Source organism: Desulfocurvus vexinensis DSM 17965, from assembly GCF_000519125.1.
GTDB lineage: Bacteria > Desulfobacterota > Desulfovibrionia > Desulfovibrionales > Desulfovibrionaceae > Desulfocurvus > Desulfocurvus vexinensis.
This window is the reverse complement of record NZ_JAEX01000005.1, coordinates 239,869-259,012: the sequence shown is the minus strand read 5'-3', so window position 1 is coordinate 259,012 and position 19,144 is coordinate 239,869. Positions and strand designations below refer to the sequence as shown.

Here is a 19,144-nt window from a genome sequence, read left to right as displayed (position 1 = left end):
GGGCCCCGGGTTCCGGGGCCGGGCCGCCCGGCGGCCTACTGCGGGTCGGGCCGCCCGATGCTGAAGTAGGCGAAGCCGCCGTCGGCCAGTTCGCGCGGGTTGTAGAGGTTGCGGCCGTCGAAGAGCACCGGCGCGCGCAGGGCGGCCTTGATGCGCTCGAAATCCGGGGTGCGGAACTGGTTCCACTCCGTGACCACGGCCAGGGCGTCGGCGCCCGCCAGGGCGTCGTACTGGGTGTCCACCACCTCGGCCAGGGCGTTGCCCGCCAGCTCGCGCCGGGCGTTGGGGCCCGCCACTGGGTCGAAGGCGCGCACCTTCATTCCCAGGTTCGTCAGGTAGTCGATGGTCTTCAGGGACGACGCCTCGCGGATGTCATCGGTATTGGCCTTGAAGGCCAGGCCCCACAGGGCCAGGGTCCGCCCGGCCACGCCGCCCTGGTCCGCGAAGTAGCGCTCCACGCGCTTGGCCACGGCCAGCTTCTGGCGGTCGTTGACCTCGTCCACCGCCGCGAGCAGTTGCGGCTCCACCCCGGCCTCGCGGGCGGTGTTGATCAGCGCCTTCACGTCCTTGGGGAAGCAGGAGCCGCCGTAGCCCACGCCGGGGTAGATGAAATGGTAGCCGATGCGCTGGTCCGAGCCGATGCCCTGGCGGACCATGCGCACGTCGGCGCCCACGCGCTCGCAGATGCCCGCGATCTCGTTGATGAAGGAGATCTTGGTGGCCAGCATGCAGTTGGCGGCGTACTTGGTCATCTCCGCGCTGCGCACGTTCATGACGATGAGCTTGTCGCGGGTGCGGGCGAAGGGCGCGTAGAGCGCGCGCATGACCTCGGCGGCGGCCTCGTTGTCCGTGCCCAGCACCACGCGGTCGGGCTTCATGAAGTCCGCCACCGCGTCGCCCTCCTTGAGGAACTCGGGGTTGGAGACCACGTCGAAGGCGATGGCCGCCCCGCGCGCCTTCAGCTCGGCGGCGATGAGCTCGCGCACCTGGTCGGCGGTGCCCACGGGCACGGTGGACTTGTCCACCACCACAAGCGGGGCGGTCATGGTCTGGCCGATCTGGCGGGCCACCTGATGCACGAAGCTCAGGTCGCACGAGCCGTCGGGGCGGCTGGGCGTGCCCACGGTGATGAAGACCACCCGCGCCCCGGCCAGGCCCTCGGCCAGCTCGGTGGTGAAGGTCAGGCGCCCCTCGCGGGTGCCCCGGGTCACGAGGTCTTCCAGGCCGGGCTCGTAGATGTGCACCCGCCCGGCGCGCAGCTTCTCCACCACGGCGGGGTTCACGTCCACGCAGCGCACGTCGTTGCCCATCTCGGCCAGGCAGGCGGCGCTGACCAGGCCCACGTATCCGGTTCCCACGATGCAGATATTCATCCGGTGTCCTTCTGGATTTTTGAAGTCTTGGCGTTGGCCCCGGCCCCCGCGCGCGGCGGGCGGGAAGCGCCAAGGTAGTCGCGCCCCCGGGCTTAGTCAACTCCCGGCGCACCACGCCGCGCAAGCGTCACGTCCGCAGGCGGGCCGGGGCCCGGGCCGGGCCGTTTCCCCTTGACTTTCCCTGTCGGTTCAGCAGAATCGACGAGGGCGGCCCCGGGCCGCCGCCGTGCAACCGCAACGCAACAAGGACTTCGCCCATGCCGTCCCTCGCCGTCAACGTGGACCACATCGCCACCCTGCGCCAGGCCCGCCGGGGCACCGAGCCCGACCCCGTCACCGCCGCCCTGCTGGCCGAGCTGGCCGGGGCGCACTGCATCATCTGCCACCTGCGCGAGGACCGCCGCCACATCCAGGACCGCGACCTCGACCTGCTGCGCGCCACGGTGCAGACGCGCCTGAACCTGGAAATGGCCGCCACCGACGAGATGCTGGGCATCTGCCTGCGCACCCGGCCCGACATCATCTGCCTGGTGCCCGAAAAGCGCGAGGAGCTGACCACCGAGGGCGGGCTGGACGTGGCCGGGCGCACGGCCTTCATCCGCGACTACCTGCGCCCCGTGCTGGACGCGGGCATCGAAACCAGCCTGTTCGTGGACGCCGACCCCCGCCAGGTGGAGGCCGCCGCCCAGACCGGCACCGGATACATCGAGCTGCACACCGGGCACTACGCCGACGCCGCCAGCCCCGCCGCCGCCAAGGCCGAGCTGGAGCGCCTGCTGGCCGCCGTGGCCCAGGCCCGCGACCTGGGCCTGGGGGTCAACCTCGGCCACGGGCTGAACTACGTGAACATCCTGCCCTTCGCCCAGGTTCCCGGCATTAATGAATATTCCATCGGGCACAGCATCATCGCGCGTGCGGCCTTCGTGGGCATCTCCCAGGCCGTGCGGGAAATGAACGACATCATCCGCACCTTCGCCGCCTAGGAGGCCGCCCATGATCGTCGGCCTGGGCCTGGACGTGGTGGAACTGGAGCGGGTGGAGGCGACCCTGGAGCGCTTCGGGAACCGCTTCGCCCGCCGCATCCTGACCCCGGCGGAGCTGGAGGCCATGCCGCCCGCGCGCGCCGTGCCCTACCTCGCCGCGCGCTTCGCCGCCAAGGAGGCCGCTTCCAAGGCCCTGGGCACGGGCATCGCCTCGGGCGTGGGTTTCCAGGACATGGAAATCCTGCGCCTGCCCTCGGGCCAGCCCGAGCTGCGCCTGTCCGGCGGGGCCGCCGCGCGCCTGCGGGCCCTGGGCGGCGCCCGGGCCCACGTCAGCCTGACCCACGGCCGCGACACCGCCGCCGCCGTGGTCGTCCTGGAGAGCCTGTGACCTGCCGCATCCCCCACGCCCTGCCCCTGCCCCTGCCCGCCGAAATGGCCGCCTGGGACCGCGCGGCCATCCACGAGTTCGGCCTGCGCCAGGAAGTGCTCATGGAAAATGCGGGGCGCGCCGGGGCCGAAGTGGCCCTGGACGCCCTGGGCGACGCCCCGGGCCTGCGGGCCCTGGTGCTGGCAGGCGGCGGCAACAACGGCGGCGACGCCTTCGTGGCCGCGCGGCACCTGGCCGACGCCGGGGCGCTGGTGCTGGTGCTGCATACCGCGCCCGCCCGGCGCTACAGGGGCGCGGCGGCGGCCAACCTGCGCCTGGCCCGGCGCATGAGCCTGCCCGTGGCCTGCCTGGGCGCGCGCGACCCCGAGGCCGTGGCCCTGGCCCACTTCGGGGCCGCCCCGGACCTCATCGTGGACGGCCTGCTGGGCACGGGCTTTTCCGGCACCCTGCGCCCCGAGGCCCAGGGCTGGGTCCAGGCCGTGAACCGCCTGGGCCGCGAGGCCTTCGTCCTGGCCCTGGACATCCCCTCGGGCCTGGACGGCGCCACGGGCCGCCCCTGCCCCGTGGCCGTCATGGCCGACGCCACGGTCTGCTTCCAGGCCGCCAAGCTGGGCACGGCCCTGCCCGAGGCCGGGCCGTGGACGGGCGAACTGCACATCGAACCCATCGGCATCCCCGGGTTTCTCCTGCGCCAGGCCCCGGCGCGCTGCGCCCTGCTGACCGCGGGCACGGCCCTGCTGGCGCCGCAGCCCGACCCGCTGCTGCACAAGGGCCGCGCCGGGCATGTGCTGGTGGTGGGCGGCTCGCGCGGGCTCACGGGGGCGCCGCTGCTGGCGGCCCTGGGCGCCCTGCGCGGCGGGGCCGGGCTGGCCACGGTGGCCTGCCCCGGGGCCCTGGCCGCCGAGGTCCGCGCCGGGTGCCCCGACGTGATGACCCTGCCCCTGGGCGAAGGCCACGGCTGGAGCGCGGCCCTGGCCGCCGCGCTGGCCCCGGCCCTGGGGCGCTTCGACGCCCTGGCCCTGGGCCCGGGCCTGGGCCGCGAGCCCGGCGCCCTGGCGTTTCTTGAAGCACTGCTCGAACTGTCCCTGCCGCCCGTGCTGGCCGACGCCGACGCCCTGTACTGGCTGGCCCGGCGCCCGGAGCTGGCCCGGCGCTGCGCCGTGCTCACCCCGCACCCCGGCGAGGCCGCGCGCCTTGCGGGCACGGACACCGCGGCCATCCAGGCCGACCGCCCCGGCGCGGCCCGGGCCCTGGCTGCGCGCCTGGGCGCAGTGGTGGCCCTCAAGGGCGCGGGCACGGTGCTGGCCGAGCCCGGGGGCGCCGCGTGGCTGGCGCCCTTTGCCGTGCCCGCCCTGGCCGTGGCCGGGTCGGGCGATGTGCTGGCCGGGCTCACGGCCAGCCTGCTGGCCCGGGGCCTGCCCCCTGCCGAGGCCGCCTGCCTGGGCGTGTACTGGCACGGGCTGGCGGGCGAGGCCGTGCAGGCCCGGGCGCCCCTGCGCGGGGCCCTGGCCTCGGAGATCGCCGCCGCCCTGCCCCGGGCCCTGCTTTCGGCCTTTGACGATTTCCCGCAATCCATGCCAACGACGCTCACCCCGGAGGACGACCCCGATGCTTAAGGCCAAGGATATCATGACTCCCAAGCCCATCACCCTGGCGCCCGACGCCGACATCGCCACCGCCGCCCGCACCCTGCTGGACGCGCGCGTCAACGGCCTGCCGGTGGTGGACGCCTCCGGCGCCCTGGTGGGCGTGCTGTGCCAGAGCGACCTGGTGGCCCAGCAGAAGACCCTGCGCCTGCCCTCGGTCTTCACCCTGCTGGACGGGCTGATCCCCCTGTCGTCCACGCGCGACCTGGAGCGCGAGATGGAGCGCATCGCCGCGCTCACCGTGGGCCAGGCCATGAGCCCCGACCCCGTGACCGTGGCGCCCGACACGCCCATCGCCGAGGTGGCGACCCTGATGGTGGACCGCAAGCTCCACACCATCCCCGTGGTGGACAAGGGCAAGCTCGTGGGCGTCATCGGCAAGGAGGACATCCTGCGCACCCTGCTGGACGGCCCGGCCTAGCCCCGATGGGTGAACGCGCGACCCTGACCCTGGAGCTGCCCGACGAGGCGGCGACCCTGGCCCTGGGCCGGGCCCTGGCCCGCGCGCTCCTGGCCACGGGCCCGGCCCAGGCCGTGCTGCTCTCCGGGGGCCTGGGCGCGGGCAAGACGACCCTGGTGCGCGCCCTGGCGCCCGCGCTGCCCGGCGGCGGGCAGGCCCGCGTGTCCAGCCCGAGCTTCAACATCATGAACCTCTACCCCACCGACCCGCAGACCGCGCACTTCGACCTCTACCGCCTGGAAGGCCTGGGGCCCGACGACACCCTGCTGGAATACCTGCACGACCCCGGGCTGCTGGTGGTGGTGGAATGGGCCCAGTACCTGGACCGCGCCCACTGGCCCGCAGAGCACCTGCTGCTGCGCTGGCCCGAAGACGCCGCCGTGCGCACGGTGGTCTTGACGGCGGCGGGAAAGAAGGCCAAGGAAACCCTTCACGCGCTGGCAATCGATTACGGTGCGCCAGATCCGCAAACCCGTCCCCAGGAGTGAAGCGAGATGGGCATCATTGTTCAGAAATTCGGGGGCACCTCCGTGGCCAACCTGGACTGCATGCGCCAGGTGCTGGCCAAGGTCCGCTCCGCGCACTGCGGCGGGGCCAACAAGGTCGTGGTGGTGCTCTCGGCCATGGCTGGCGAGACCAACCGGCTCATCGCCATGGCCCGCCAATGGTCGCCGCGCCCCGACGCGGCGGAGATGGACTCGCTGGTCTCCACCGGCGAGCAGATTTCCGTGGCCCTGTTCGCCATGCTGCTCAAGGACGCCGGGCTCAAGGCCCGCTCCCTGCTCGGCTTCCAGGCCGAGGTGGAGACGGATTCGCGCTTCGGCAAGGCCCGCATCCTGGGCATCAACAGCGACAAGCTGCGCGCCATGCTGGACAGCCACGACGTGCTGGTCATGGCCGGGTTCCAGGGCGTGGACTGCCACGGGCGCATCACCACCCTGGGCCGCGGCGGGTCGGACACCTCCGCCGTGGCCATGGCCGTGGCCATCAACGCCGATGTGTGCGAAATCTACACCGACGTGGACGGCGTCTACACCACCGACCCGAACCTGTGCTCCACGGCGCGCAAGATCCCCAAGATCAGCTACGACGAGATGCTGGAAATGGCCAGCATGGGCGCCAAGGTGCTCCAGATCCGTTCCGTCGAGTTCGCCAAGAAGTACAACATGACCGTGCACGTCCGCTCCACCTTCTCGGACTGCAACGGCACTTTCGTAACCCAGGAGGATAAAAGCATGGAAGCCGTTCTGGTTTCGGGCATTGCATACGACAAGGACCAGGCCCGCGTCACCGTCCTGGACGTGCAGGACCGCCCGGGCGTGGCCTCGGCGCTGTTCTCGCCCCTGGCCGACGCGGGCATCGTGGTGGACATGATCATCCAGAACACCTCGCGCGACGGCAAGACCACGGACATGACCTTCACCGTACCGCGCGCCGACCTGGACGAGACCCTCCAGATCATCGAAGCCATCAAGCACCGCCTGGGCGCCACCGGCGTGCTCACCGACGAGCGCGTGGCCAAGGTCTCGGTCATCGGCGTGGGCATGCGCTCGCACTCCGGCGTGGCCTCGCGCATGTTCGCCGCCCTGCACGACGAGGGTATCAACATCCTGATGATCTCCACCTCCGAGATCAAGGTCACCTGCCTCATCGAGGAGAAGTACACCGAACTGGCCGTGCGCACGCTGCACGACAAATTCGAGCTGGACAAGGTCCGGAACGCCTGCTGATGCCAAAGAAGATCGCCATCTACGACACCACGCTGCGCGACGGCACCCAGGCCGAGGAGATCAACCTCTCCACGGCGGACAAGGTGCGCATCGCCCAGAAGCTCGACGAACTGGGGGTGGACTACATCGAGGGCGGCTGGCCCGGCTCCAACCAGACCGACCGCGCCTTCTTCCAGGAGATCGCCGGATACGGCCTGGCGAACGCGCGCATCGCCGCCTTCGGCAGCACCCACGCCCCGTCCAAGACCGCCGAGACCGACCCCAACCTGCGCGCCCTGGTGGAGTCGGGCTGCCCGGTGGCGACCATCTTCGGCAAGGCCTGGGACCTGCACGTGCGCGAGGCCCTGCGCGTGCCCCTGGCGCGCAACCTGGAGCTGGTGGGCGATTCCATCGCCTTCTTGCGCCAGCATTTCCAGGAGGTGTTCTTCGACGCCGAGCACTTCTTCGACGGCTACAAGGCCAACGCGGACTACGCCCTGGCCGTGCTGCGCCGGGCCCACGAGGCCGGGGCCGACGCCGTGGTGCTGTGCGACACCAACGGCGGCACCATGCCTGCGGAAATCCGGCGCATGGTGCGCGCCGTGCGCAAGGCCCTGCCCGGCGCCACCCTGGGCATCCACACCCACAACGACTCCGAAACCGCCGTGGCCGCCGCCCTGGAGGCCGTGGAGGCCGGCGCGACCCATATCCAGGGCACCGTCAACGGCTACGGCGAGCGCTGCGGCAACGCCAACCTGTGCTCCATCATCCCCAACCTGGAGCTCAAGCACGGCGGGCGCTACCGCTGCCTGCCCGAGGGTGCCCTGGCCCGGCTGACCGAGGCCAGCGCCTTCGTGGCCGAGGTCTGCAACCTGCGGCCCTTCATGCGCCAGCCCTTCGTGGGCCGCTCGGCCTTCGCCCACAAGGGCGGCATCCACGTCTCCGCCGTGCTGCGCAACCCCGAGACCTACGAGCACATCCGCCCCGAGGCCGTGGGCAACCGCCAGCGCGTGCTGCTCTCCGACCTGGCCGGGCGCAGCAACATCCTGTTCATGGCCCGGCGCTTCGGCTTCGAGCTGGACAAGAACGACTCGGCGGTCATGGAGCTGCTGGCCGAGGTCAAGGAACGCGAGAGCCGGGGCTACGAATACTCCTCGGCCGAGGCGTCCTTCGAGCTGATGTTCTTCCGGGCCATGGGCCTGTCCAAGCAGTACTTCCGCCTGCTGCACTTCAACGTGGTGGACATGCTGCGCGAGGACCAGGCCGAGCCCTACAGCGAGGCCACGGTGCGCATCAAGGTCGGCGGGCAGGTGGAGCACACGGCGGCCACGGGCATGGGCCAGGTCAACGCCCTGGACAACGCCATCCGCAAGGCCCTGGACCGCTTCTACCCCGCCGTGCGCGACATGCGCCTGTCCGACTTCAAGGTCCGCGTGCTCTCGGGCGCCCTGCGCGACACGGGCGGCACGGCCTCCTACGTGCGCGTGCTCATCGAGTCGCAGGACAAGACGCACACCTGGACCACCGTGGGCGTGTCCTACGACGTGATCCACGCCAGCTGGGAGGCGCTCATGGATTCCATCACCTACAAGCTGTTCAAGGACGACTCCTCGCGCTGGCCCGCGCGCGAGGACTAGCCCCGCACGGGCAGGAGGGACGCCGTGGCCGGAGCCGGGCCCATGCTGCGCAGATGGCTGCTGGCGGCCAGTGCCGCTTCCACGCTGTTCCTGGCCGGGCTGGTGCTGTCCTACATCCTGTGGAACCGGCTGGACACCGCCCCGGCCATGCCCTGCACCCAGGGCGACGACCGCTGGCGCCAGGCCGAGGCCAACCTGCACGCCGCCGCCAGCCTGCTGGGCGACGGGGCCCCGGAGCTGGAGCTGACCCCGGCGCACCTCTTCCCGTTCCCCTTCGAGCACCTGTGCATCGCCCGCCACGGCGAAGACACCGCCACCCTGCTGGCGCGCCTGGGGCAGGATTGGGACTGCGCCCCGGCCTGGGAGCGCGAGGTGCTGGCCAACGACGCCTTCCTGTCCCTGCTGGCGGTGACCGACGAGGGCGCCGTGGTGCCCGTGCGCCTGAGCCGCGCGGGCTTCGACGCGGCGGGCGACCTGCCCGAGCGCATCGCGCCCGGGGCGCGCCTGGTGCTGCGCAAGCGCCCGGGCAGCGACCAGGTGCTGCTGCGCGTGGCGCCCTGATCCGCCCCGCCCGGCATCCGCTTCCCACCGAAAGACTCGACAACACGGGTACGCATATTGCATGATGTGCGCAATCCCGGTACCCGGCGTCCGGAACCCGACGCCGCCCCGAAACGACACAAGCGGCACAGGCTGGCCCTCCGGCAGCCCAGGCCGACACCCGAGGCACGGCACCCGGCAATGACCCTGCGCACCCTGCTCCTCCGCCCGCTCTGCACCGTTCCCGCCCGCCTTGGCGTGCGCTGGGCCGCGGCCATGGCCGCAGCGGCCCTGGCCGGGCGCCAGGGGCGCAGGGCCTGGGCCCTGGCCCGGGCCGAGCTGCGCCACGGCGCGCGGGCCGGGTTGCGGACGCTCCTGCCGCCGGACCGCTGGCACTTCCCCCTGACCCTGTTCTTCTACCTGTTCCTGGTCTTCGCGCTGGAGGCAGTCTTCCTCAAGGTCTTCCTGCCCGGGGCCGACCCGGCCCCGCCCGCTCCGGCGGCCCAGGCGCCCCGGGCGCCCCAGGACCCCGGCCTGGCCGAGGAATTCCGCACCCTGGCCGACCTCTACCTGCCCACCATGCACGCCCACTCGCCCCTGCCCGCGCAGTTCCTGGCCCGTGAGGCCGCCCTGGCGCCGGACGATGACGGCCCGCTGCTGCTGGGCGGCGAGGAGGACCTGCTGCTGCTGGCCAGCGCCGACCGCCACCCCCTGCTGCGGCTGCCCGCCCTGGCGCGCCGCGCGCCGGGCCCGGAGGTCTTCGACTCGGTGCGCGTGGCCGTGGCCTGCTCGGAAATCCGCATGCCCGTGGACCAGCTGGCCTTCCACCCGCAGGACAAGGAAGCCTTTTTGGCCGCCGCCAGCGCCCCCGGGCGCCTGGGGGCGGTGTTTGCCAGCGTGCGCGCGGCTCAGCCCGGACAACCGGCCCTGCTGGCCGAGCTGCCCGCCTCGGCCATCGCCCCGCCCCAGACCCGCCTGGACCGCCTGCGCATGGCCGAGGCCCGGCGCAGCAGCCTGGGCGCGCTCTCGGCGCATTTCGAATCCGGCCTGCGCGGGGTGTTCGCCATCGGCTACGACGCCTCCGGAGGCACGTCCTACGGCAAATACCAGATCTCATCGCGCAAGGGCGCCATCAGAAACTTCATAAAATATCTGGACAAAAAGGCGCCGACGTGGGCACAACGCTTGCGTGCGGCTGGCGCTGCGAACACCGGTGGGACCCAGGGCGCCATGCCCCGGGAATGGGTGCGCATCGCGGGCGAACACCCCAGGCTGTTCGAGAAGCTCCAGGACGACTTCATCCACAGCCACTACTATTCGCCCACGATCCAGGCCGTGCGGGAACAGACGGGGCTCGACCTCGAAGCCCAGAACACCGTGATCCGCGAGGTGCTGTGGAGCACCGCCGTGCATCACGGGCCCACCGGCGGGGCGAATATTTTCATTTCCGCAAGCATGCGTGCCCAGAAGACCCACGGCGACTTCAGCAAGGCCCTGCTCACGGAGGTCTACCGCGAGCGCGGGCGTCGCCTGGAAAAGGTCCCCCTGTCCCACCGCTCCGCCCTGCGGACGCGCCTGGAACAGGAAATGGCCATGGCCATGGCCCGCCTGGAGCGGGCCGCCTTCGGCCAGACGCGGCTTTCATCCGCCGAGGGTGGGCTCATGTAGCGGAAACCTCCCGGGGGTGCCATGGCCTCACTCAAATCTCTCCCCGTTCTCGTGGTGGACGACAACCAAAAGGCCCGCGACGCCATCGCCGCAGTTCTGCACAAGCTCGGGTTCGAGAACGTGACCACCGTGGCCGACCTGCCCGCCGCCTGGCACGCCCTGGCCGCCCACGGCGCCGGGCTCGTGCTCTGCGAAGCCCTGGTGGGCGGCAAGTTCGGCATCCAGCTGCTCAAGAAGGTCCGCGCCACACCGCAGCTGGCCCGGGTGCCCTTCCTGGTCACCTCCTCGCGCAAGGAACCGGCCATCATCGAGGCCCACATGAAAGCCGGGGCCTCGGAATTCCTGGCCAAGCCCTTCGACTCCGCAACCCTGCTGGCCAAGCTCAAGAAGGCCCTGGCCCAGCGCCCGGAGCCCAAGCCCAGCGCCCAGTGCCCCGAAACCCGCCTGCTGGAGATGGGCCACAAGGCCCTGGATGGCTACGACGCCCAGGGCGCCATCTCCTATTTCACCAAGGCCGCGCGCGCCAACCCCGGCTGCCCCGAGGCCTACGTGGGCCTGGCCATGGCCTGCAAGCACAAGAAGGACATGGCCCAGTACATGCTCTTCATGAACACGGCGGCCAAGGTCATGGTCGAGCAGGGCGACCTGGCCGGGGCCGAAGGCATCTACCAGGAGCTGCGGCTGTACGACGCCCAGGCGCCCAACCCCTTTGCCCAGGCGGCGGCGGCCCTGGCCACCCAGGGCGACCACGCCCAGGCCAAGGCCCTGCTGGAGCGCGCCGTGTCCGTGGAGCCGGACAACGCCGCGCACTACATGGCCCTGGGCGACACCCTGCTGCGCCTGGGCGACCGCGAGGGCGCGGAGCGCCAGGTCACGGCGGCCCTGAAGCTCAAGGACGACTTCCCCGAGGCCCGCAAGCTCTTCAAGGCCCTCACCGGCCAGAAATGGACGGACAGCCAGAGCAGCCAGGCCCACGCCAAACGCCAGGAAGAGGCCGAGGAGAAGCGCGGCACCGTGCGCTTCTGGGTCCCGGACCTGCTCATCGCGGTCAAGGGCGTTGAAGAGCACTTCACCCTGGACGAGATGAGCCTGCGCTCCCTGGCCTTCAACCCCATGGGCCACGCCTTCACCCCCGAGCAGGAGCTGCGCCTGGACATCCTCAAGCTCACCGAGGACGGCACCCGCCCCGAGATCAAGCGCCTCAAGGGCCTGGTGGCCCGCGTGGAGGCGGAGTCCGTGGGCGTGCGCCTGCTGGACCCCACCCCCGAGCAGGAGCAGGAGATCAAGGACATCCTCACCGCCGCCCAGGAGCGTCAGAAGGAACAGTTCCGCGAGGAGAAAAAGGAAGTCATCAGCTTCGACATCGACATGCTGTTCATGTAGCCCGGGGCCGCGTCAGGCGTCTGCGGGCCCAGCGGCGGGCTCCAGGCACTGCGCGAAGAACTCCGGCACCAGGCGCTCCACCCGGGGCCGGGTGTCGCGGTGGGTGGTCAGCAGGTGGCGGCTGGTGGTCCGCTCGGCAACGGGCAGAAGCTCCAGGCGCCGCACGGCGGACGACACCCCGGCCACGATGGCCATGGAGCTGGACAGCGGCACCGTAACGTCGCCCGGGCTGTGCAGGGCCAGAAGCGGCGCCGTGACCTCCCCCAGCCGGGCCCGCACCCGGCGCATCCCGTCCATCAGCCCCGCCAGCGCCCCCAGGGCGATGACGCCCTCGTAGCCCTGCCAGGGCGCGATGCGCCGCGACTCGGCCCCGCCCGGCGCCGTGGGCCACAGGGGCCGCACGCGGCGGAACAGCGGCAGCAGCGGCAGCCGCCAGTCGGTCATCTCCAGCGGGTAGAAGCGGTAGAGGAACACCGGGGCGGCCAGGGCCGCAATGGCCGCCGGGCGGCGCACGGCACCCAGGTGCAGCGCCAGCAGCCCGCCCATGGACAGCCCGCAGACGAACACCCGCTCCGCCAGCCCCGCCAGACGGTCGTATTCGCGCTGTGCAGCCCCGGCCCAGTGGTCGAAGCCGGTGCGGTTCCAGTCCTCGGGGCTGGTGCCGTGGCCGGGCAGCAGCGGCGCGCTGGTCACGCAGCCTGCGGCCTCCAGCACTCCGGCCAGCCCGCGCATCTCGAAGGGCGTGCTGCCGAAACCGTGCAGGCACAGGGCCGCGCTGCCCGAAAGGGGTCCGTTCATGCCGTCGCTCCGTGGATGGTTCGGGGGGGCGTGCCAGGGCTGTGGCCCCGTCTTGCCGCCGCCCCCGAGTTCCATTACAAGGTTCGGGTTCCTTTCGCAAACCCCGCCCACCCGGAGACGCCCGTGAGCACCCCGACCCCCTGCGACATCCTGCTGCTGGCCCAGACCTGCGTGACCCAGGACGACGCCCGCACGATCATCGACGACGCCGCCGTGGCCGTGGGCGGCGGGGCCGTGCTGGCCGTTGGGCCCCGCGCCGCCGTGGCCCCGGCCTGGGCCCCGGCGCGCACCATCGACCTGGGCGAGGCCCTGCTCATGCCCGGGCTCGTCAACGCCCACACCCACGCCTCCATGACCCTGCTGCGCGGGCTGGCCGACGACCTGCCGCTCATGCAGTGGCTCACGCAGCACATCTTTCCCGTGGAGCAGAAGCTGACCCCGGAGCTGGTGCACCTGGGCGCGCTTTTGGGCTGCGCCGAAATGCTGCGCACGGGCACCACGGGCTTTTGCGACATGTACCTCATGGAGCACGCCGTGGCCCGGGCCGTGGACCAGGCCGGGCTGCGGGCCCGGGTGGGCGAGGTGGTCTTCGCCTTCCCCTCGCCCGCCTACAAGGACCAGGACCAGGCCCTGGACGTCATCCGCGCCCTGCATGACGCCTACAGGGACCACCCGCGCATCGGCTGCGCCGTCATGCCCCACGCGGTGTACACCACCACCCCCGCCCTGCTGGAGCGGACCCTGGCCCTGGCCGACGAGCTGAGCCTGCCCCTGAACGTCCATCTGGCCGAATCCGCCTCGGAAACGGCCCAGTGCCTGGAGCAGCACGGCAGGCGCCCCGTGGCCCACCTGCACGCCCTGGGGCTGCTCGGCCCGCGAACCCTGGCCGCCCACTGCGTGGACCTCACCGCCGACGAAATCGCCCTGCTGGCCGCAACGGGCACCCGCGTGGCCCACAACCCCGAAAGCAACATGAAGCTGGCCAGCGGCTCCTGCCCGGTCCAGCAGCTGCTGGACGCCGGGGTCGTGGTCGGCCTGGGCACCGACGGCCCGTGCAGCAACAACAACCTCAACATGTTCTGCGAGATGGGCTCGGCGGCCCTGCTGCAAAAGGTGCTGCGCATGGACCCCACGGCCCTGCCCGCCCAGACCGTGCTGGACATGGCCACGCGCCTGGGCGCCGCCTGCCTGGACTGGCCCGACGTGGGCGCCATCGCCCCGGGCATGCGGGCCGACCTCACGGCCCTGGACCTCGCCCAACCCGGGCTGCAACCCATGTACAACCCCGTGTCCCACGCGGTGTACGCCGCCCACGGCGGCGAAGTGTGCATGACCATGGTGGAAGGCCGCGTGCTCTACCACGACGGCGCCTGGCCCGAGCTGGACTACCCGGCCATCCTGGCCGAGGTGCGCGCCGCCGCGCGCTGGGTGCGCCGCCAGTTCGCCGGGGCCGGGGCGTGAACGCGGCGCCCGCGCCCTGCGACCTGCTGCTGCGCGCAGGCGTCCTGGTCACGCAGGACGGCGCGCGGCGGGTGATGGAGGACGCCGGGCTGGCCGTGACCGGGGGGCTGCTGGCCGCCGTGGGCCCCTGGGCCGAGGTGCGCGCGGCCTGGGCCCCGGCCCGCACCCTGGACCTCTCCCGCCGCCTGGTGCTACCCGGGCTGGTCAACACCCACTGCCACGCGGCCATGACGGCCTTTCGCGGCCTGGCCGACGACATGGCGCTCATGCCCTGGCTCACGGGGCACATCTGGCCCGCCGAGGCCCGGATGACGCCCGGGCTGGTCCACGACGGCACCCTGCTGGCCTGCGCCGAGATGCTGGCCACGGGCACCACCTGCTTCGCGGACATGTACTTCTTCGAGACCGAGGCCGCCCGCGCCGCGGAGCGCATGGGCATGCGCGCCGTGCTCGGCGAGGGCCTGCTGGACTTCCCCACCCCGGCCTACGCCACGCCCGGCCAGGGCCTGGCGCGGGCCCGGGAGCTCATCGACGCCCTGCGGGGCCGCCCGCTGCTGGGCGCCGCCCTGGCCCCGCACTCGGCCTATGCCACCGGCCCCGAAGCCCTGGCCCAAAGCCGCGAGCTGGCCGCCAGCCTGGGCCTGCCGTGGATGATCCACGCCGCCGAAAGCGCCGACGAAACGGCGCAGTGTCTGGAAAAACACGGCCTACGCCCGCTGGAGCTGCTGGCGCGCCTGGGCTGCCTGGGCCCAGGCACGGTGCTGGTACACATGACCGACGTGACCACGCAGGAAATCGCCCTGGTGGCGGCCTCGGGGGCCGGGGTCTCGCACAACCCGCGCAGCAACATGAAGCTGGCCAGCGGCCAGGCTCCGGCGGCGCGGATGCTGGCGGCGGGGGTGCCCCTGGGCCTGGGCACAGACGGCGCGGGCAGCGGCAACACCCTGAACCTGTTCGCCACCATGGCCGCCACGGCCCTGACCCAGAAGGCCCTGACCGGCGACCCCACGGCCCTGCCCGCCCAGGCCGCGCTGGACGCCGCCACCCTGGGCGGGGCGCGGCTGCTGGGCCGGACGGACCTGGGCGCCCTGGCCCCGGGCCACCCGGCGGACCTCACGGCCCTGGACCTGGACCACCCGGGGCTGGTCCCGCTCTACAACCCCGTGTCCCACGCGGTCTACGCCGCCACGGGGGCCGAGGTGCGCCTGACCATGGTCGCGGGCCGCGTGGTCTACGAGGACGGCGCCCTGGCCGGGGCCACGCGCGCGGAGCTGGCCGCCTGCGCCGCGCGGCTGCAGGCCTGGGCCACGGGGCACTGAGCGCGCCGCCCGCCCCGGCGCGCCCCCATGCAGAAAAACCCGCCTCAAGGCTTGACATCCGCCGCCGTATCTATAAATACTGCGTCGCTTCTACACGAACTCAAGCAGACGGCAGCTCCGGCCAGGGGCGCCTTCGGCACGCAAGGAGACATACCACCATGGCCAAGAAACAGACCAGCACCATCCTGGAGTCCGCCGTCGTCAAGGACGGCATCCTGAGCCTCAACGGCGTCGAGATGCAGCAGATCATCGAGAAGTGCGAAGGCTGCGACCGCGTGGTGACCCACGAGACCGGCGGCAAGTACTGCGCGAGCTACGCCCAGCCCGCCGCCAAGTGGGGCCGCAAGGCGTGCAACTTCGCCACCCACGTCCGCGCCGAGGTGGATACCACCGGCAAGGTCAAGGTCAACCCGCTCAAGGCCTCCAAGCGCGCCGCCCGCGGTCGCTAGGCCCGGCCTCCTTCATGGATTCAGGGGCGGGCCTGGGCCCGCCCTTTTGTTTTCCTTCGCGCCGGGTGCGCGGGCCGTCCGGCGCACCTCTGGTCCACCACGCGGCCCCGGGCCGCGCCGACAACGGAGCCGCCCATGCCCCACGCCGTCCTGGAACGCATCGACACCCTGGCCCCCGAGGTCGTGGCCCTGCAACGCGCCCTGGTGGCCATCCCCGCCCTGGGCCCGGACAACGACGGCCAGGGCGAGACGGCCAAGGCCGAACTGCTGGTGCGCACCCTGCGCGACATGGGCATCGCCGACATCAAGCGGCTGGACGCGCCCGACGCGCGCGTGCCCGGCGGCCTGCGGCCCAACATCCTGGCGCGCATCCCCGGGCGCGACGCCTCGCGCACCCTGTGGATCATCTCGCACGTGGACATCGTGCCCCCGGGCAACCCCGAGCTGTGGGCCAGCGATCCCTACGAGCTGAAGGTGGACGGCGATTTCCTCGTGGGTCGCGGCGTGGAGGACAACCACGGCGGCATCGTGCCCTCCCTGCTGCTGGCCAAGGCCCTGCTGGACACGGGCACCACCCCGCCCATCACCCTGGGCCTTTTGCTGGTGGCCGACGAGGAAACGGGCAGCGCCTACGGCCTGGGGCATGTGGTGCGCGAACACGCCGAGCTGTTCGGCCCGCGCGACCTGTTCCTGGTGCCCGACTTCGGCGTGGCCGACTCCTCGCTCATGGAAGTGGCCGAAAAGAGCATGCTCTGGCTCAAGGTCGAGGTCTTCGGCAGGCAGTGCCACGCCAGCACCCCCGAGCAGGGTGTGAACACCCTGGTGGCCGCCGCCGATTTCATCCTGCGCACCCGCAGGCTGCACGACGAATTCCCGGCCACGGACCCGCTCTTCACCCCGCCGCACTCGACCTTCTCGCCCACGCGCAAGGACGCCAACGTGCCCAACGTGAACACCATCCCCGGGCACGATGTGTTCTACGTGGACTGCCGCGTGCTGCCGGGCTATCCCGTGGCCGACGTGCGCGAGGCCTTCGGGCGCATCGCGGCGGAGATCGAGGCCGAGCACGGCGTGCGCGTGGCCTGCGAGCCCGTGCAGGCCGAGCAGGCCGCCCCGGCCACCCCGGTGGACAGCGAGATCGTGCGCCGCCTGACCCCGGCCATCGAGGCCGTCTACGGCGTGACCCCCGCCCCGGCGGGCATCGGCGGCGGCACCGTGGCGGCCATCCTGCGCCGCGCCGGGCGCGAGGCCGTGGTCTGGTCCACCTGCGAGCACTTCGCCCACCAGCCCAACGAACGCTCGCGCATCTCCACCCAGCTCGGCGACGCCAAGGTCATGGCCCGCGTCCTGTTCGCCTAGCCCCGGCTTGCCCGGGTCGCCCGCGCCATGCCCGCCGCCAGCACCACCCCGGCCCTCAAGCCGCCCATGCCGCCCGTGCTGGACTGCGTGGTGGTCGGCGCCGGGCACGCGGGCTGCGAGGCGGCCATGGCCCTGGCCCGCCTGGGCCGCCCGACCCTGCTGCTGACCATCAACGTGGACCGCATCGGGCACCTGTCGTGCAATCCGGCCATCGGCGGGCTGGCCAAGGGCCACATGGTCCGCGAGATCGACGCCCTGGGCGGGCGCATGGGCATCTGGGCCGACCGCGCGGGCATCCAGTTCCGCACGCTGAACACCAGCAAGGGCCCCGCAGTACGCGCCACGCGCGCCCAGATCGACCGCGCGGCCTACCTGGCCGCCGTGCAGGCCGACGTGTTCGCCCAGGACAACCTCTGGGTGCTCCAGGACATGGCCGAGGAAGTCCTGGTGGAACACGGGCGCTGCGCCGGGATGCGCACGGCCCTGGGCCAGCGCCTGGCCGCCCGCGCCGTGCTGCTGACCACCGGCACCTTCCTGCGCGGGCTGATCCATGTGGGCGAGCGCAACTTCAGCGGCGGGCGCCTGGGCGACCCCGCCGCCCGGGGCCTGTCGGACAGCCTGCGCGCCCTGGGCCTGGCCCTGGGGCGCCTGAAGACCGGCACCACCCCGCGCCTGCTGGCCCGCAGCATCGACACCGCCGCCATGGAAGTGCAGCCCGGGGACGACCCGCCCAAGCCCTTCAGCTTCCATGCGCCGTTCTCGCCCCTGCCCCAGGTGCCCTGCCACATCACCTGGACCACCCCGGCCACCCACGAGGCCATCCGCGCGGGTTTTGACCGCTCGCCGCTGTTCACCGGGGTCATCCAGGGCGTGGGCGCGCGCTACTGCCCGTCCATCGAGGACAAGGTGGCCCGCTTTCCCGACAAGCCCCGGCACCAGATCTTCGTGGAGCCCGAGGGGCTTTCCAGCCCCGAGGTCTACCCCAACGGCATCCCCACCAGCCTGCCCCTGGACGTGCAAAAGGCCATGCTGGCCACCATCCCCGGGCTGGAGCGCGCCCAGATCGTGCGCCCGGGCTACGCCATCGAATACGATTTCTGCTTCCCCACCCAGCTCCTGCCGACCCTGGAGGCCAAGGCCCTGCCCGGGCTTTTCCTCGCCGGGCAGATCAACGGCACCTCGGGCTACGAGGAGGCCGCCGCCCAGGGCCTGTGGGCCGCGCTCAACGCCCACTGCGCCCTGGCCGGGGAGCCGCCCTTCCTGCCCGGGCGCGACGAGGCCTACATGGCCGTGCTGGTGGACGATCTGGTCACCCGGGGCACCGAGGAGCCCTACCGCATGTTCACCTCGCGCGCGGAGCACCGCCTGTTGCTGCGCGAGGACAACGCCGACGCCCGGCTGACCCCGGCGGGCCGGGCCCTGGGGCTGGTGGGCGACGCCCACTGGGCCGCCCACCGGGCCAAGATGGACGCCGTGGACGCACTTGTGGGCGCCCTGGAAACCGTGCGCATCCGCCCCGACGCGCCCACGCGCGACCTGCTGGCGGCCATGGGCGCGGCCATCCCGCCCCGGGCCGTGGCCCTGGCCGAACTGCTGCGCCAGCCCGCCCTGACCATCGAGGCCCTGGCGCCCTTCCTGCCCGCCGTGGAAACCGCCCGGCCCGACGCCCTGCGCGAGGCCGAAACGGTGGTCAAATACGCGGGCTACCTGCGCCGCCAAAAGGAGCTGGCCGCGCGCTCGGCAGGCCTGGAGTCCACGGCCCTGCCGCCGGACCTGGACTACGCCGCCGTGGCCGGGCTGACCCGCGAGGCCGTGGAAAAGCTCTCCCGCGTCCGGCCCCTGACCCTGGGCCAGGCCGGACGCATCTCGGGCATCACCCCCGCCGCCGTCACCTGCCTGGAGATCCACCTGCGCAAGCTGGCCCGCTGAGGGCGCGCCCGCGTTGCACGCCGCGCGCGCCCTTCCCATGTG

17 protein-coding genes are annotated in these 19,144 nt (G+C 72.4%); 15 read left to right on the top strand and 2 right to left on the bottom strand.

What is annotated here, in order from left to right; genetic code table 11:
- Positions 1–35: 35 nt before the first annotated feature.
- The gene (locus tag G495_RS0106740) at positions 36–1,373 is read right to left on the bottom strand and encodes a UDP-glucose dehydrogenase family protein (RefSeq protein WP_028587184.1); all 1,338 of its coding nucleotides are present in this window, start codon (positions 1,371–1,373) and stop codon (positions 36–38) included.
- Positions 1,374–1,630: 257 nt separating this feature from the next.
- On the opposite strand from G495_RS0106740, the gene G495_RS0106735 reads away from it, so the two are divergent.
- The 10 genes from G495_RS0106735 (at position 1,631) to G495_RS20280 (ending at position 11,787) form a co-directional block, all read left to right on the top strand.
- Positions 1,631–2,356, top strand: a complete 726-nt coding sequence (locus tag G495_RS0106735; RefSeq protein ID WP_028587183.1) for a pyridoxine 5'-phosphate synthase — start codon at positions 1,631–1,633, stop codon at positions 2,354–2,356.
- A gap of 10 nt (positions 2,357–2,366) precedes the next feature.
- Positions 2,367–2,744, top strand: a complete 378-nt coding sequence (locus G495_RS0106730; RefSeq protein ID WP_028587182.1) for a holo-[acyl-carrier-protein] synthase — start codon at positions 2,367–2,369, stop codon at positions 2,742–2,744.
- Positions 2,741–4,360 carry an NAD(P)H-hydrate dehydratase gene (locus tag G495_RS18010; protein ID WP_342667795.1) on the top strand — a complete coding sequence of 540 codons (1,620 nt, stop codon included), beginning with the start codon at positions 2,741–2,743 and terminating at the stop codon, positions 4,358–4,360. The genes G495_RS0106730 and G495_RS18010 overlap by 4 nt, the downstream gene beginning before the upstream one ends.
- The gene (locus G495_RS0106720; protein ID WP_028587181.1) at positions 4,353–4,811 is read left to right on the top strand and encodes a CBS domain-containing protein; all 459 of its coding nucleotides are present in this window, start codon (positions 4,353–4,355) and stop codon (positions 4,809–4,811) included. The genes G495_RS18010 and G495_RS0106720 overlap by 8 nt, the downstream gene beginning before the upstream one ends.
- A 5-nt stretch (positions 4,812–4,816) precedes the next feature.
- Complete coding sequence (gene tsaE, locus G495_RS0106715; RefSeq protein ID WP_156939607.1) at positions 4,817–5,338, top strand: tRNA (adenosine(37)-N6)-threonylcarbamoyltransferase complex ATPase subunit type 1 TsaE; 522 nt, start codon at positions 4,817–4,819, stop codon at positions 5,336–5,338.
- A gap of 6 nt (positions 5,339–5,344) precedes the next feature.
- Positions 5,345–6,580 carry an aspartate kinase gene (locus G495_RS0106710; protein ID WP_028587179.1) on the top strand — a complete coding sequence of 412 codons (1,236 nt, stop codon included), beginning with the start codon at positions 5,345–5,347 and terminating at the stop codon, positions 6,578–6,580.
- Positions 6,580–8,196 (top strand): citramalate synthase, encoded by a 1,617-nt coding sequence (gene cimA / locus G495_RS0106705; protein WP_035251166.1) that lies wholly within the window; start codon positions 6,580–6,582, stop codon positions 8,194–8,196. The genes G495_RS0106710 and cimA overlap by 1 nt, the downstream gene beginning before the upstream one ends.
- Positions 8,197–8,238: 42 nt before the next feature.
- Positions 8,239–8,757, top strand: a complete 519-nt coding sequence (locus tag G495_RS0106700; protein ID WP_028587177.1) for a hypothetical protein — start codon at positions 8,239–8,241, stop codon at positions 8,755–8,757.
- Positions 8,758–8,937: 180 nt separating this feature from the next.
- Complete coding sequence (locus G495_RS20285) at positions 8,938–10,404, top strand: VgrG-related protein (protein WP_051445142.1); 1,467 nt, start codon at positions 8,938–8,940, stop codon at positions 10,402–10,404.
- 54 nt (positions 10,405–10,458) lie between these two features.
- Positions 10,459–11,787, top strand: a complete 1,329-nt coding sequence (locus G495_RS20280; RefSeq protein ID WP_169734360.1) for a response regulator — start codon at positions 10,459–10,461, stop codon at positions 11,785–11,787.
- 12 nt (positions 11,788–11,799) lie between these two features.
- On the opposite strand, the gene G495_RS0106685 is transcribed toward G495_RS20280, so the two are convergent.
- Positions 11,800–12,585: an alpha/beta hydrolase gene (locus tag G495_RS0106685; RefSeq protein WP_028587176.1), complete on the bottom strand. Its 786-nt coding sequence runs from the start codon at positions 12,583–12,585 to the stop codon at positions 11,800–11,802.
- A gap of 123 nt (positions 12,586–12,708) precedes the next feature.
- Here G495_RS0106685 and G495_RS0106680 point away from each other — a divergent pair, with 123 nt between their 5' ends.
- The 5 genes from G495_RS0106680 to mnmG all read left to right on the top strand — a co-directional run bounded on the left by G495_RS0106680 (position 12,709) and on the right by mnmG (position 19,102).
- Positions 12,709–14,046, top strand: a complete 1,338-nt coding sequence (locus G495_RS0106680; protein WP_028587175.1) for an amidohydrolase — start codon at positions 12,709–12,711, stop codon at positions 14,044–14,046.
- On the top strand, positions 14,043–15,365 hold the full coding sequence (locus G495_RS0106675; protein WP_028587174.1) for an amidohydrolase: 1,323 nt from the start codon (positions 14,043–14,045) through the stop codon (positions 15,363–15,365). Before G495_RS0106680 ends, G495_RS0106675 begins: the two co-directional genes overlap by 4 nt.
- A 158-nt stretch (positions 15,366–15,523) precedes the next feature.
- Entirely contained in the window at positions 15,524–15,814 is a 291-nt protein-coding gene (locus G495_RS0106670; RefSeq protein WP_028587173.1) for a PxxKW family cysteine-rich protein, read from the top strand.
- Positions 15,815–15,949: 135 nt separating this feature from the next.
- Entirely contained in the window at positions 15,950–17,173 is a 1,224-nt protein-coding gene (locus G495_RS0106665; protein WP_028587172.1) for a M20 family metallo-hydrolase, read from the top strand.
- A gap of 66 nt (positions 17,174–17,239) precedes the next feature.
- Entirely contained in the window at positions 17,240–19,102 is a 1,863-nt protein-coding gene (gene mnmG, locus G495_RS0106660; protein ID WP_156939619.1) for a tRNA uridine-5-carboxymethylaminomethyl(34) synthesis enzyme MnmG, read from the top strand.
- Positions 19,103–19,144 lie beyond the last annotated feature (42 nt).